At 64.4% G+C, this 13,546-nt stretch carries 16 protein-coding genes; 6 read left to right on the top strand and 10 right to left on the bottom strand.

Annotated elements, in window-relative coordinates:
- Window positions 1-14: 14 nt before the first annotated feature.
- Entirely contained in the window at window positions 15-692 is a 678-nt protein-coding gene (locus tag LB525_RS01305; protein ID WP_042646990.1) for a PspA/IM30 family protein, read from the bottom strand.
- Window positions 693-870: 178 nt separating this feature from the next.
- On the opposite strand from LB525_RS01305, the gene LB525_RS01300 reads away from it, so the two are divergent.
- Complete coding sequence (locus LB525_RS01300; protein ID WP_140838490.1) at window positions 871-1,512, top strand: TetR/AcrR family transcriptional regulator; 642 nt, start codon at window positions 871-873, stop codon at window positions 1,510-1,512.
- Window positions 1,513-1,563: 51 nt separating this feature from the next.
- On the top strand, window positions 1,564-1,854 hold the full coding sequence (locus tag LB525_RS01295; protein WP_095766632.1) for an HlyU family transcriptional regulator: 291 nt from the start codon (window positions 1,564-1,566) through the stop codon (window positions 1,852-1,854).
- Window positions 1,855-1,860: 6 nt separating this feature from the next.
- Here the strand turns inward: LB525_RS01295 and LB525_RS01290 are convergent, their stop codons facing one another.
- The 5 genes from LB525_RS01290 to LB525_RS01270 form a co-directional block, all read right to left on the bottom strand.
- Complete coding sequence (locus tag LB525_RS01290; protein ID WP_224543091.1) at window positions 1,861-4,434, bottom strand: polynucleotide kinase-phosphatase; 2,574 nt, start codon at window positions 4,432-4,434, stop codon at window positions 1,861-1,863.
- Window positions 4,431-5,813 (bottom strand): 3' terminal RNA ribose 2'-O-methyltransferase Hen1, encoded by a 1,383-nt coding sequence (locus LB525_RS01285; RefSeq protein ID WP_224543090.1) that lies wholly within the window; start codon window positions 5,811-5,813, stop codon window positions 4,431-4,433. The genes LB525_RS01290 and LB525_RS01285 overlap by 4 nt, the downstream gene beginning before the upstream one ends.
- Window positions 5,814-5,970: 157 nt before the next feature.
- Complete coding sequence (locus LB525_RS01280; protein ID WP_224543089.1) at window positions 5,971-6,903, bottom strand: 3-keto-5-aminohexanoate cleavage protein; 933 nt, start codon at window positions 6,901-6,903, stop codon at window positions 5,971-5,973.
- A 51-nt stretch (window positions 6,904-6,954) separates the two neighbouring features.
- The gene (locus tag LB525_RS01275) at window positions 6,955-7,257 is read right to left on the bottom strand and encodes a hypothetical protein (RefSeq protein WP_224543088.1); all 303 of its coding nucleotides are present in this window, start codon (window positions 7,255-7,257) and stop codon (window positions 6,955-6,957) included.
- Window positions 7,258-7,352: 95 nt separating this feature from the next.
- Window positions 7,353-7,991: an FMN-dependent NADH-azoreductase gene (locus LB525_RS01270; RefSeq protein WP_224543087.1), complete on the bottom strand. Its 639-nt coding sequence runs from the start codon at window positions 7,989-7,991 to the stop codon at window positions 7,353-7,355.
- Between the two features lie 115 nt (window positions 7,992-8,106).
- Between LB525_RS01270 and LB525_RS01265 the strand changes: the two genes are divergently transcribed.
- Complete coding sequence (locus tag LB525_RS01265; RefSeq protein WP_224543514.1) at window positions 8,107-9,054, top strand: LysR family transcriptional regulator; 948 nt, start codon at window positions 8,107-8,109, stop codon at window positions 9,052-9,054.
- Here the strand turns inward: LB525_RS01265 and LB525_RS01260 are convergent.
- Entirely contained in the window at window positions 8,996-9,622 is a 627-nt protein-coding gene (locus LB525_RS01260) for a TetR/AcrR family transcriptional regulator (protein WP_224543086.1), read from the bottom strand. The two genes, LB525_RS01265 and LB525_RS01260, sit on opposite strands and share 59 nt — an antisense overlap.
- Before the next feature lie 66 nt (window positions 9,623-9,688).
- On the opposite strand from LB525_RS01260, the gene LB525_RS01255 reads away from it, so the two are divergent.
- Complete coding sequence (locus tag LB525_RS01255; protein WP_224543085.1) at window positions 9,689-10,114, top strand: VOC family protein; 426 nt, start codon at window positions 9,689-9,691, stop codon at window positions 10,112-10,114.
- 15 nt (window positions 10,115-10,129) lie between these two features.
- Here the strand turns inward: LB525_RS01255 and LB525_RS01250 are convergent, their stop codons facing one another.
- Window positions 10,130-11,077: a S1C family serine protease gene (locus LB525_RS01250; RefSeq protein ID WP_224543084.1), complete on the bottom strand. Its 948-nt coding sequence runs from the start codon at window positions 11,075-11,077 to the stop codon at window positions 10,130-10,132.
- Window positions 11,078-11,237: 160 nt separating this feature from the next.
- On the opposite strand from LB525_RS01250, the gene LB525_RS01245 reads away from it, so the two are divergent.
- Complete coding sequence (locus tag LB525_RS01245; RefSeq protein WP_224543083.1) at window positions 11,238-12,113, top strand: S1C family serine protease; 876 nt, start codon at window positions 11,238-11,240, stop codon at window positions 12,111-12,113.
- Window positions 12,114-12,121: 8 nt separating this feature from the next.
- The gene (locus tag LB525_RS01240) at window positions 12,122-12,766 is read left to right on the top strand and encodes a helix-turn-helix transcriptional regulator (RefSeq protein WP_224543082.1); all 645 of its coding nucleotides are present in this window, start codon (window positions 12,122-12,124) and stop codon (window positions 12,764-12,766) included.
- A 4-nt stretch (window positions 12,767-12,770) separates the two neighbouring features.
- Here LB525_RS01240 and LB525_RS01235 read toward each other — a convergent pair whose 3' ends face one another.
- On the bottom strand, window positions 12,771-13,160 hold the full coding sequence (locus tag LB525_RS01235) for a type II toxin-antitoxin system VapC family toxin (RefSeq protein ID WP_224543081.1): 390 nt from the start codon (window positions 13,158-13,160) through the stop codon (window positions 12,771-12,773).
- The gene (locus LB525_RS01230; RefSeq protein ID WP_224543080.1) at window positions 13,157-13,423 is read right to left on the bottom strand and encodes a type II toxin-antitoxin system VapB family antitoxin; all 267 of its coding nucleotides are present in this window, start codon (window positions 13,421-13,423) and stop codon (window positions 13,157-13,159) included. Before LB525_RS01230 ends, LB525_RS01235 begins: the two co-directional genes overlap by 4 nt.
- Window positions 13,424-13,546 lie beyond the last annotated feature (123 nt).

The following is a 13,546-nucleotide window of genomic DNA, read 5'->3' as shown; positions in this document are numbered from 1 at the left end:
GGGAAATTGCGGGCTCAGTTCAGGGATTTGAGGCGGGCCAGAACATCCTCTGCACGCACCTTGGTGGCCGGTCCATGGCCTGCTTCGGCGAGACGTTCGCGGATCGCCTCGTGACGCAGCTCGCCGTCGATCTCGTCGAGGATGCCGGCCTCCTCGAACGGGTCGGAGCTGTCCTTGATGCGGGCCAGCAATTCCTCCGCTTCGTTAATGCTTGCGGTACGGCCGATCGAGCGGTTGAGGCGCGACTGCGCCTTGCGTTCGGCATCGATCGCCCGGGCTGAGATCATGCCTTGGTTGAGATCGATGATGCGGCGATGCGCCTGTTCCACGGACAGACGCATCCGCAAGGTCTTCTCGCCCAGGCTCTTGACCGTGGCGCGGCGGACCTCGCGCTCGTTCTCGAGTTCGGCGATTGCGGAAGCGCCGCCTTCGGCAAGCGCCTGGTTGTTGGCGGAAAGCGCGCTGAGCGTGCGGGTTTCCAGATCGGCGATGCGGCGGTCGAGCTGGTCGAGGCTGGTCTGCTCTGCGCGCTGGCGCACGATCAGCGAGGCGAGCGTCTGCTTGGCGGCGGCGAGGCCCGCCTCCGCGTCTCGGATGCGCTGGGCCAGAAGGTCGATCGCAAAACGATCCTTCAGATTGTCCTCGGCCCGCGCGCTGGCGCCGTCCAGCAATGTCTTGATCAGGCTAAGCATGGTCTTCTTCTCCCTGTTTTCGTGACCATTGTTCACAAGCTCAACATAACAGGAAATGAACATTGTTCAAGAGTTATTTTGAACGCTGTTCATGAAGCGCCGGACATGGTAAATGCAAGCAACGGAATGAATCCCGGGCCGGGCTTGCCGACTTCGGACATAAGGACAAGAAAGAAGCATGGCGCTGGACAAGGAAGAGATGAGTGAGAAGGTGCTCGCCATTGCCGAGGCGCTGCTCAACGAGGGCGGCGCCGACAACCTGAAAGCGCGCACCATTGCCGAGCAGGCCGGCATCTCCGTCGGATCCGTCTATAACCTCTTTGCCGATCTCGACGAGGTGCACCGCGCCGTCAACATGCGGCTGCTCGACCGGCTCGGCGCGACAGGTCTGGCGGCGATGGCCGATCTCGAAAGGCAAGGGGTGACGGATGTCCAGCACCGCATCTTGGCGATGGCGGCGGCCTATGTGCGCTTCGTCGAGGCCCATCCCGGTAGTTGGCCGGCGGTGCTTGCCTTCAACCGCCGCCGCGCGACGCGGCCCGGCCCCGACGCCTATGACGCGCTGCTCGACGCACTCTTCGACATCGTCGCCGGCGTGCTCAAGGCAGGCGATTTCGGCCTCGACGACGACCGCCGCGCGCTTGCGGCCCGGACCTTGTGGTCAAGCGTGCATGGCATTGTGACCAGCGGCTATGTGGCGAATTCGGACAGCAGGCAAGCCGAGGAGATCTGGCATCAGATCGAGCTTCTGGTCGGCGTTTTCGTCAAGGGGCTGGAACACGGCGGCGCATTCGCGCATGCTGACGCAAAGCCTGCGTAACCAGGGGCGCCGCGAATCCTTGGTGCCCGCGTGAATAGGAGTTTTGAAAAAATGTCTTTTCTGAAGAAGCTTTTCGGCGGCGGCGGTGAGGCAACGGAGGCCGGCACCGCCAAGCCGGCAAAGCAGGTCGAGCACAAGGGATTTCTGATCAGCGCCACGCCCTACAAGGCCGAGGGCCAATACCAGACCTGCGGCGTCGTCTCGAAGGAAGTGGACGGTGTGATGAAAGAGCACCGCTTCATCCGCGCCGACCGTTTCGCCGGGCTGGACGACGCCGTCGACATCTCGATCAAGAAGGGCATCCAGTTGGTCGACGAGCAGGGCGAGCGGATGTTCGGCTGACGATCATCAAAGTCTAGGATCGATCGGCTCGCTCTCGAGCGCCAATACAGCGAAGACACATTCGTGGAATCGCCGCAGCGGCTGTCTCGCGACAAACCGCTTCAACGCCTCGTGACCGAGCGCGAACTCGCTGAGCGCCAGGTTTCGTTTGCCGCCCAGATGCCGTTCCCGCAGCCGGACAAGGTTATCCGGGGCGTCATATTCGGGACCGTAGATCATGCGCAGATATTCGCGGCCGCGCACCTTGAGCGCTGGCTGGATAAGGCCCTTCTTGCCGCGGCTGACGAAGTCACGCGGCTTGACCACCATGCCTTCGCCGCCTGAAGCGATCAGCATCTCCCACCAGGCGACGGCCTCCGTGCAGGCGCCGGCATCGGCCAGATCGACGCTGCGCCATCTGGTGTGCACCACGACGCCTTCCGTGGCGAGGCGATCGGCCAGCGACATATGCCAGATGTGGTCATGGTCGAACCAGACGCGGCCCTCGCTGGCCAGCAGATGAAAAGGCGCCACCCTGAGATCATCGACACTCGAAACCGGCCAGACATAGGGCGACCAGGCGCTGGCGTATTTGCCGGCGCGCACGTCCCGATCGGCGAACCGTGCGTTCAGATCCACCACGTCGACGCCTCGCGCCTTCGCTCTCTCCAAGGCATCGCGGCCGAGCCGCAGGCCGGCTGCGGACGACGTCGCCACCGGTTCGTACTGACTTTCGACGAGGCCGCTTGCCTTGGCCGACCAGGGCATGATTTCGGCGTCGAGCAGCAGCCAGTCGGTTTTCAGTTCCTCCCAGAGGCCAGCGGCATCGGCGCTTGCGCTAAGCCGGGCGAGCAGCCCCTCCGTCATGGTGTCGTCACCGAAGAAGGAACGCCCTGTCCGGGTCCATATCGCGCCGGTTTCATCGCCTGAAATGCCGAAGCGGCTGCGCGCCGCCTGCGCGGTCCGGCACAGTGCGACGATCGCCCGCGAACCCATGTGCTTTTGCTCGCACACGACCTCGGCTACGCCGCGCTCGCGAAAATAGGAAAAAGCCTCTTCCGGGCGTTCGAGCCAGTCGGCGTGACCGCTTGTCTCGGACGGCGACATCGTCGGCGGTAGGTACACCAGCCACTGGGGCGCTATGGCGAAACGGCTCATGGCCTCCAGGGCGGCCGCGGCATTTTCCTCAGCCACGACGATCCGGCCTTTCAGCTCGGTCTCGATCCAGCGGCGGCCGGAAACATCTTGGATATCGAGCACGCCATCGGCATCGGCCTGTGCCGATTTCTCCACATTTGATGCGCCAAGCGGGCGTACGGGCTCCGACCATGTTCGGATTGCCGGCACCTCAACCAGCTCGCGTTCCGGCCAGCGCAGGGCCGTCAACTTGCCGCCGAACACACAGCCTGTATCGATGCACAGGGTGTTGTTGACCCATTGAGCCGACCGCATCGGCGTGTGACCGTAGACAACGGCAGTCTTGCCCCGATAAGCCGTGGCCCAGTCGGCGCGCACCGGCAGTCCGAATTCGTCGATCTCGCCGGTCGTTTCGCCGTAGAGCGCGAATTCGCGCACGACGCCCGAGCCTCGCCCGATCATCTCTTCCTTGAGCCCGGCATGGGCAACGGCCAGGCGTCCGCCGTCCAACCAGACATGGCTGCGCAGGTCGTCGAGAAAGGCCGGCAGCGCTTCGCGCAGCCCGCGATCCTGCGTGTCCAACTGGTCGATGGTCTGTTGAAGGCCGTGGGCGATCGTGACTTTGCGGCCCTCCAGCCAGCGGCTGAGCTTGCGTTCGTGATTGCCTTGAACGCAGTAAGCGGTTCCGGCCGCCACCATGCTCATGGCGATGCGCAGCACATCGGGCGTGTTGGGACCGCGGTCGACGAGATCGCCGACAAAAACAAGCTTGCGGCCATTTGGGGGAGTGACGGCCACGGTTCGCTCGCCGCGATCCTGCGACCAGACGACCTCATACCCGAGTTGACCAAGCAGGGCTTGCAACTCGTCGGCGCAGCCATGCACGTCGCTGATGATGTCGAAGGGGCCGGTATCGTGACGCTTGTCGGTCCAGAGCGGCTGGCGCGAGATTTTGGCGGCCTCGATGCTGGCTTCGCTGGTGAGCTTCCAGACCTGGCGAAAGCCCTCCCGCTGCAATCCGCCCAGACCCTTGCGAATCTCCATTGTCATGCGCTGAGCCACCCCAGCGCCAAAGGAGCGGTCCGGTCGGCTTGCATTGCGCGCCACGCAGATGTCGACACCGGGGTCGAGGACGATGGCGACCGGCAAAGCGTGCCATTTACGGGCCAGTTCGATCCATGCCTTCCGATCCGCTGGCCTCACATTGGTAGCGTCCACCACAGCCAGCTTGCGATGCTTTAGCCGTTTGCCGATGATGTCGCGCATCAATTCGAAGGCGTCGGCCGAAACATCCTGATTGGTTTCGTCATCGGAGACGAGTCCACGGCATCGGTCAGACGAGATGATCTCGGTCGGCAGGAAATGCCTGGCGGCGAAAGTCGACTTCCCGGACCCGGTCGAGCCGATCAGCACGACCAGTGCGAAATCCGGAATTTCCAGATTGGTCTTGTCGACTTCTCTCATCGCGTGAACACCGCCATCTGTGTAGGCGCGCCCAGCTTGGCATCCTCAACCCCTATGCCACTAATTTCAGCGGCGTAGCCGTATGTCTCGCGTATTTTAACTGTCCAGGTTTTGAACTCGGTGCGGCTCCACTCGAAGCGATGATCCGGATGACGGAAAGTGCCCGGGGGCAGACTGCTGAAAAGCGCATTGTAATCCGCATTGGGCGTGGTCACGATAACGGTCTTTGGAGCGGTTTCGCCAAAGACAATCCGCTCGACTAAAGGCAGCCTGTCTTGGTCGAGATGTTCGACGACCTCGACCAAGACAGCGACGTCTGCTTCGGCCCAACGACTGTCCCGGTAAGTCAACGAACCATGCAGCAGCGTGACGCGCCCTTCCGGCGGGCCGCCCGCTTCATTCAGTCTCAGCCGCCTTGCCGCCCATTCGAGCTCGCGGACCGCGGGGTCCAAGCCGAACATTTTTTGGACCCATCGCTCGCGCATCAGTCGGTCGAGCAGCTTACCTTCGCCGCAGCCCAGATCCGCGACAACTTTACCGCCACTCGCGCGGATGGCTTCGACGACCGCATCCAGGCGCCGGTCGTGCAGCCGGACGGGCGCCTCGAGCGTTTCCTCGGGCGAGCTGCAGGTTTCGACTGGCGTCTCCGGAGCCGCGGTTTCAGGGACCAGTCGCGCCAGGGCCGCGCGGGTCAAAACCGATCGGTTGCGCAAATAGCGGCGCGCGATCAGCTCCTTGGCGGGATGGTGCTCCAGCCATCCCGCGCCCTTGGCCAGCAGCTTGTCGACCTCGTCGTCGCCAACCCAGTAATGTTTGGTGTCGTCCATCACCGGGATTAGGACGTAGAGGTGGTTGAGCAGATTGCTCAGCCGGCCGAGGCCGGACAATTTCAGATGGCCGTAGCGGAGCCCTCCCGAACTGGCACCCATGGCTTCGATTGGGGTCAGCTCGACGGTCCAGCCCAGCGGTTCGAACAGCTGCCGCACTATCGCCTCGCCGCCGCGCATCGGCAAGGGCGCCACGACAGCTTCCAGCGGCAGGTCGCTTTCGGCGAGTTGCGGGCGTTCCTTGGAGATACCGCTCATTGCCGTCCGGAACATCTTGTTGAGCGCCACGGACAGAAAGGAAGACGCCGCGTAAGGCCTGTCGTTCACATATTGATCCAGCAATCCGCCCGCCCGACCCTTGCCCCTCACCAATCCAACGGGGTCGACGTCGAGCAGAAGTGCGGCCTCGCAGCGCGCCTCGCTGGCCTCGGGATAGAACAGCCATGCCTTGCCGAAAGAGAGGTCGGTCTCATGCAGACGCTCGGGGTGCTTGTGCAGCAGGAAGCCGAGATCGGTAGCCGGATGATGGGTGGTGGCGATTGAAAGGAACATTGGCGAGCGATAACGCAGCCCTATGGAATAACCAATGGTGCCACCAAGTTATTTCCACTTCCTTCCGGGAAGTGCAAAGAAACCGGTTGGTACCTGTGAGCGGCAGTATTTCCAAACAAAAAGCCAGGCGGCGAAACTATGGAATTTGGATCAGCGGTCAGAACGAGACCTTGTCGCCGCCCTTGAGCTGGAGGATCTGCCGCGCTTCGTCGGGTGTGGCGATCGAGGCGCCGAGGCCTTCGATGATCTGGCGCACCTTGGTCACCTGTTCGGCGCTGGAGCGGGCGAGCTTGCCCTTGCCGATCCATAGCGAGTCCTCCAGGCCGACCCGCACATTGCCGCCCAACGCAATCGCCTGCGTGGCGATCGGTAGTTGGTGGCGGCCGGCGCCGAGCACCGACCAGTGATAGTCGTTGCCGAACAGGCGGTCGGCGGTGCGCTTCATATGGGCGACGTCTTCCGGGTGGGTGCCGATGCCGCCGAGGATGCCGAACACGCTCTGGACGAAGAACGGCGCCTTGACCAGGCCGCGCTCGACGAAATGCGCCAGCGTGTAGAGGTGGCCGATGTCGTAGCATTCGATCTCGAAGCGCGTGCCGTTGTCGGCGCAGGTGCGCAAGATGTGCTCGATGTCGCCAAAGGTGTTGCGGAAGATGCGGTCGCGCGAGGATTCCAGATAGGGCCGCTCCCAGTCATGCTCGAATGTCTTGAAGCGCTCCAGCATCGGGAACAGCGCGAAATTCATCGAGCCCATGTTGAGCGACGCGACTTCGGGCGCGAACATCTTGGCCGGCCTGACGCGCTCCTCCACGCTCATCGTCGCCGCACCCCCGGTGGTGATGTTGACCACGCAGTTGGAGCGCTGCTTGATGATCTGCAGGAACGGGGCGAAGGCCTCGGTCGACTGGTCTGGGCGCCCGTCGACCGGGTTGCGGGCGTGGAGGTGGACGATCGCCGCGCCTGCCTCGGCCGCCTCGATGGCCGCGGTCGCGATCTCTTGCGCCGTCACCGGCAGATGCGGCGACATTGACGGCGTATGGATCGAGCCTGTGACCGCGCAGGTGATGATGATCTTGTTCTGGTTCGCCACTTTTGGTGTCCTGACTTCGTTGTTGGACTGCGCCTATTTGACTGCGCCTATTTAACCGCGCCTTGCGTGATGCCGGAAATGAACTGCTTCGACAGCACGATGTACAGCAAGGTAGTCGGCAGGTGCCGCCAGTGTCAGCCCGGTGAACAGCACCCCCCAGTCGGTGGTGAATTCGCCGACGAACACGGTCAGCCCTTGCGGCAGTGTCTTCAAATTGTCGGAGGTGGTCAGGACCAGGGGGAAGAAAAAGTCGTTCCAGCTGTTTGCGCTGGCGGCGGGCGGATCGCTGTCGGCAGAGCAGGATATCGGATCGCGCTCGGCGCCGTGAGGCTGGTCCTGCGCGAGGACCGCCATCCAGCCGTGGTGCTGCCGCCGCCGTAGGGGGCGAAAATGCAAAAAAGAGGCGGGCGCTGGCGGGCGCCTGCCTCTTTTATTTCCGGCATGGGCGGTCAGGCCGCGGCGGCGACCTGGTCAGCCGTGGCGGCGGCGATCGCGTCGACCTTGGCGGTAGCCTTGGCAAGCGCGGCGGTGACGGCGTCGGCGCCCATACCGACACCCTCGACGCGGATGATTTCGACATCGGTCATGCCGAGGAAGCCGAGCACGCTGCGCAGATAGGGAACCGCATGGTCCATCTGCACTGCGGCGCCTTCGGAGTAGATGCCGCCGGAAGCGAGCACGATATAGACCTTCTTGCCGTTGACGAGGCCCTTCGGGCCGCCTTCGACATAGGCAAAGGTCTTGCCGGAGCGGGCGACGTGGTCGACCCAGGACTTCAACGTCGAGGAGATGTTGAAGTTGATGAAGCCTGTCGCGAGGATCACGGTGTCGGCAGCGAAAAGCTCGTCGAGCACGGCGTCGGAGACGCCGACGACCTCGGCCTGGCGCGGCGTGCGTGCTTCGGCCGGCGTGTAGATGCCGGTGGCGTAGTCGGGATCGATATGCGGCAGCGGATTGGCGACGAGATCGCGCACGACGAGCGTATTGGACGGATCGGCGGCAAGCAGCTTCTGAGCAAGATCCGTGGCGACGCGGGTCGAGTGCGAAGCGGCGCCGCGCGGGCTGGAGGTGACGAGAAGAATAGACATGGCGGTGTCCCCTTGGGGTTGGATTGAACTTTCCGCCCAAATATGGGATTGCTGTCCCATCAGGATAACTGGCATAATATGTATACAATCCATCAAAAAAATGGATGGCATGGCCGTGCAACCAAACCCAACCCTAGATCAACTCCAAATCCTGGTGGCAGTGGCCGATACCGGCAGCTTCTCGGCCGCGGGGCGCAAGCTCAATCGGGCGCAGTCGGTGGTGAGCTACGGCATCGCCAATCTCGAAGCGCAGCTCGGCCTGAAACTGTTCGAACGCGAAGGCGTGCGCGAGCCGCAACTGACCGATGTCGGCAAGGCGATGCTCGAAGATGCGCGGCGCATGATCGGCGTGCTGCATCGCATCCGTTCGCGCGCCGACGGCTACCGGCAAGGGCTGGAGGCGGAAGTGGCGATATCGGTCGACGTGGCGCTGCCTTCGCCGGCGCTGGTGCGCGTGCTCAAGGCCTTCGAGGCGCAATTCCCGGCGGTCATGCTCCGGCTTTATATTGGCTCTCTCGGCCTGATTGTCGATCAGGTCGTCAACGGCCAGGCGGATCTTGGCTTCGGCGGCTTGCAAGGCGATGCCGATGTCAATCTGCTGCGCATCGGCTTCATCTCGCTGGTGCCGGCTGCCGCACCCGATCATCCGCTCGCGAAGCTGCCGAAGCCGGTCGGGATCGAGGATCTGCGCGAGCACATCCAGCTTGTCGTCACCGACCAGTCGGAGCGGACGCGCGGCCGCGACTATGGCGTGTTTGCCTATCGCACTTGGCGGCTGACGGATTTGCGCACCAAGCACGCGCTGATGCGCGAGGGGCTTGGCTGGGGCGGCCTGCCGCGCTGGCTGATCGCCGACGACCTCGCCAGCGGACGGCTGGTCGAGCTCGATCTCGAGCCTTACCGCGAAGTCCGTTCGCCGATGTACGCCATGCACCGCAACGACCGCAGCCCCAAGCCGGCAGCGACTTGGCTGATCGATGAGTTCAAGCGGCAGCTTGGCTGCTTCAACGAGACGGAGCCGGGCGTGTGGACGGAGGAGGGGCCGCAGACAAGCCGTCCATGAGCGCGATCAGCGCCGCGCGGTAATCCGCGGCGGATCCACCGGCCTCGATAGCCAGAGCCGCCCGATCGAAGGCGGCCGCCAGCAAAGCGGTCAGCGCCTCGACCGGCAATCTGATCATTGCTTGCGCACGCATCGCGGCGACCAGGCCTTCGCGCAGCGAGCGGTTGCCGTGGCGGTTGTCGATCTCGTCCATGGCCGCGCGCCCGAGCACGGCCGGCCCGTCGAGCAGCAGAAGCCGCGTGCGGCCGGGCGCCTGCATTGCCTCGAGATAGGCGTCCGAGCCTGCGATCAGCGCGTCGCGCGCGGACAGCGAAGGCGGCGAGGCATGGTCGATCTCGGCCGCAACGGCCGCTGCTTCCTGCTCGACCACTGCCGCGAACAGCGCCTGCTTGTCGGCGAAGTGATGGTAGAGCGCGCCGCGCGTCACGCCGGCCTCGGCGACGATCTCCGGCGTGCCAGTCTCAGCATAGGACTTTTCCGTAAACAGCTTTCGCGCCGCCCGGATCAGATCGGCGCGCGTCGCCTCGGTGCGGTCGCGATTGGAGCGGCGTCCGGACTCTTGTTGCATACATGCAGCCTGTATGTTATTTGCATTTACATGCAGACTGTATGTTGGATGAGAGGAGAAGGAAAGATGAGGACGACAAGCTATTATCCGGTGCTGATGACGGATGATGTCGCAGGCACTGCGGATTTTTATGTCGAGCATTTCCGCTTCGAGCCGCTCTTTGAGAGCGACTGGTATGTGCATCTGCGCTCCAGTGAGGACAGGCGCGTCAACCTTGGCATCGTCCAGGGCGACCATGAGACGATCCCGCAAGAGGGGCGGGGGCGCACGTCGGGGCTGCTGATCAATTTCGAGGTCCGCGATCCCGACGCGGTCTATGAGCGGATTGTCGCCGCTGGCCTGCCGATCCTGCGCAGCTTGCGCGACGAGCCCTTCGGCCAGCGCCATTTCATCACCAGGGACCCCAACGGCGTGCTGATCGACGTCATCAAGCCGATCCCGCCAAGCGAGGAGTTCCTGGCGCAATATGCCGAAGGCGCAGCCGGGAGTTAGACCGGCTGGGCGATCTCAGCTCGTCCGCGCTACCGGCGTCACCGTCACCTGGCTGACGCCGGTGCGGCGCACGACCGTGCAGAGCGTCTCGCGGCCGATGCGCTCGGCGTCGAGCATACGCACGAGGTCGTCGACGCCGGTGACCGGCCGTCCGTCGATAGCGGCGATGATGTCGCCTTCCTTCAGGCCGGCCTTGGCGGCGGGACCGTTCTTCTCGACGCTGCGCAGGCGCACCGCTGTGTTCGTGGTCACCTGCGACAGAAGTGCCGCCCGGCGCGGCAGGTTGGTCGTGTCGGCGGAAACGCCGATGAAGGCGCGACGCACGCGGCCGAAGCGGATGATTTCCGAGATGACGAAATTGGCGGTGTTGGAGGCGACCGCGAAGGCGATGCCCTGCGCGCCGTGGATCATGGCGGTGTTGACGCCGATCACCTCGCCCGCCGACGACACTAGCGGTCCACCCGAATTGCCGGGATTGAGCGCGGCATCGGTCTGGATGACGTCGTCGATCAGCCGCCCGGTCGAGGCGCGCATCGAGCGGCCGAGCGCCGAGACGACGCCGGCGGTGACGGTCCATTCGAAACCGAGCGGATTGCCGATCGCAATCGCGATCTGGCCGCGGCGCAGGCGCTTGGAATCGCCGAGCGGTGCGATGTCGGCGAAGCTGCCGTCGGCGCGCACCAGCGCGATGTCGGTGTCGGGATCGCGGCCAAGCACATGACCTTCGCGCGAAGCGCCGTCCGGCATGGTCACCCGCACGGCGCGCGCATCGCCGACGACATGGAAGTTGGTGACGACCAGCCCGTCCTGCGCGATGACGAAGCCGGAGCCGTGGCCGCCGGCGCCAATGCGCTCGATGCGGCAGACGGCTGGACCGATGCGGTCGACGGCGTCGGCAACGGATGCCGAATAGGCATCGAGCAGACTGTCGTCGGATGGAAGTATTTCGGCTGCGAAAGCCATCGGCGTGTTCCCTCGTAGAATGATGACTATATGTGCGGAGCAGCCGCAATTGCCGCGACCTGACCAGATGGCCAGTCCCGCCGGCGACTAGCCGTCAGGCGAGTACCCGCGGCGGTGTTACCGAGCGATATCTGGGTCACCGAACCCAGGAGACAGTCTTATGAGCGACTTCAACCTCAGTGCCTTTTCCGACGCGATCGCCGATGTCGCGGCCACCGCCGCCGCCGCGCTGGCGAGTTTCGTCACGCACCATCACCGCACCGCGAGCGCCTTCCATTGGCGCGACGGCTATTTCGTCACCGCCGAGGAAGCGGTCGAAGCCGGCGAGGAGATCGAATTGACGCTGGCTTCCGGCGAAACCGTCAAGGCCGAGCTCGTCGGACGCGATCCTTCGACGGGCGTTGCCCTGTTGAAGCCTGCTTCCGGCGCTGCCGGGTTGCCGCAACTGGCTCAGGCCGGCGCCGTGCGGCCCGGCCATATCGCGATTGCGGTCGGCAACAGCGACGGCGCCGCGCTTGCGGTGCTCGGCACAGTCGGCGAGGTCGGGCCGGCCTGGCGCTCGATGCGCGGCGGCACGATCGACCGGCGCATCAACCTTGCCATCAACACCGGCGGGCGCTTCGAGGGCGGGCCGGTGCTCGACGCCAAGGGCGGCGTGATCGGCATGCTCTTGTTCGGGCCGCGCCGGCGGGCGCTGGTGATGCCCTTCGAGGCGATCGAGCGCGCGGTCGCGACGCTGCGCGAGAAGGGTCATGTCGCGCGCGGCTATCTCGGCGCCGGATTGCATCCGATCCGCAATGGCGACACGAAAGGCGCCATGGTGATGAGCCTCGACGATAACGGCCCGGCCAAGGCCGCCGGCCTGCATGTCGGCGACATCATCGTCGCCTGGAACGGCGAGGCGGTGCATGGTCCGCGCGAGCTTATCCGCAAGCTCGGGCCGGACAGCGCCGGCACCACCGTTACGCTCGGTGTTTCAAGCGGCGGCGCTGAGCGCGATGTCTCGATCACCATCGGCGAGAAGCCGCTGAGCTGAGAGGGTCTATGGCAAACAGCGCAGCACAAGCAGTCGCGAGACCGGAGCCGGCAATTCACCGGCTGACGGTGCTGGTCGCGCTCGCCGATGCCCAGCGCGCCGAGCAACTTGCCGATGCGCTGGCCGCGAGCGACGATCTGGCGCCGGCCTTGGCTGGAAGCGGCGTCGGCCAAATGGCGGATGTCGCCATCGCCGATGAGGCCGGCCTGGAAGGCTGGGTCGTCAGTTCGGCCACCCCAATCGTCCTGCTTTCGCGGCGTGCGGGCAGCGAGCAGGTGGCAGACAATGTGCTGGCCGTGCTGCCTGCCTCCGCAGATGGCCTGCTGATCGCCGCCGCAGCGCGGTTGGCGGCCTCAGGCTACCGCGTCGGCAGGGCGGCGCCGTCGGAGGCGCATGGCGATTTCCACGATGACGAGCCTACCGAGGAAGAGACGCCTGACGACAACCAGCCCCGCCCGGCTTTGTCGCCGCGCGAGGCGGAGGTGCTGGCTCTGCTGGCCGAAGGCGCGCCGAACAAGGTCATCGCCCGGCGGCTCAACATTTCCGTCCACACGGCGAAGTTCCATGTGGCCGCCATCCTGATCAAGCTCGGCGCCGCCAACCGCACCGACGCGATTGCGATCGCGATGCGGCAGGGGCTGGTGCTGGTTTGACGCCTCAAACAGCGGGTTCGATATCGGTGAGCCGAAAATCGTCGCCCTTGAACAGCAGCGGCATCGCTTCGAGCCGGGCGGTGGCGTAAGCGATGCAGTCGCCAAAGTTCAACGCTGCGGGATGACGGCCCTTGCCGTAGCGCAGGAAAGCGTGGCGCGCGACGGCGGCGTGGTCGGCGGTGAAGGCGATCGTCTCGATCGAAGCCGTGCGCAGGAAGGCGTCGAATGGCTCCAGGATTTCATTCTGCCACCCGCCGGCGAGCACCATGCTCGTTTCGAGAAGGGTGGGCGCTGCGATCAATCGTCTTGTGGCATCCGCAATCGCCCGCACGAAACGATCATGACCCGGCTCAGCGCGGAGGATCGCGACCAGGGCCGATGAATCGATGATCATCGCGTCGGGATTCCAAGATCGTCGTAACCGAGGATCTCATCCTCGGTCATCGCATTTTCCCGCCTCGGGATCTGCGCGCCGCTGTCCGAAATCGCCATCAGACGTCGAAAAAGGTCGCTGCTTTCGTCGCGAGGCACAAGCCGCTCGCGCGCAACTTCGCGCTCGAGGGATTGGCGGATAGCCTCCGTCACGGACACGCGACGGCGGCGGGCTAGCTCGCGCGCCAATTGCTCGACTTCCAAATTCTTGATCGATAGCGCCATTATACATTCTACCTCTTTGTATAGAATATATATCTCTCGACAAAGCTCGGCAAGACGGCAAGGCTCCGCAACGTCATCACGAACCGCATGCGCGCGCCCTTGTGTCCGCGGATCGGTGCGGGC

Source organism: Mesorhizobium sp. CA16, assembly GCF_020165175.1.
GTDB lineage: Bacteria > Pseudomonadota > Alphaproteobacteria > Rhizobiales > Rhizobiaceae > Mesorhizobium.
The sequence above is the reverse complement of the archived record's forward strand: the minus strand, read 5'-3'. Positions and strand labels throughout refer to the sequence as shown.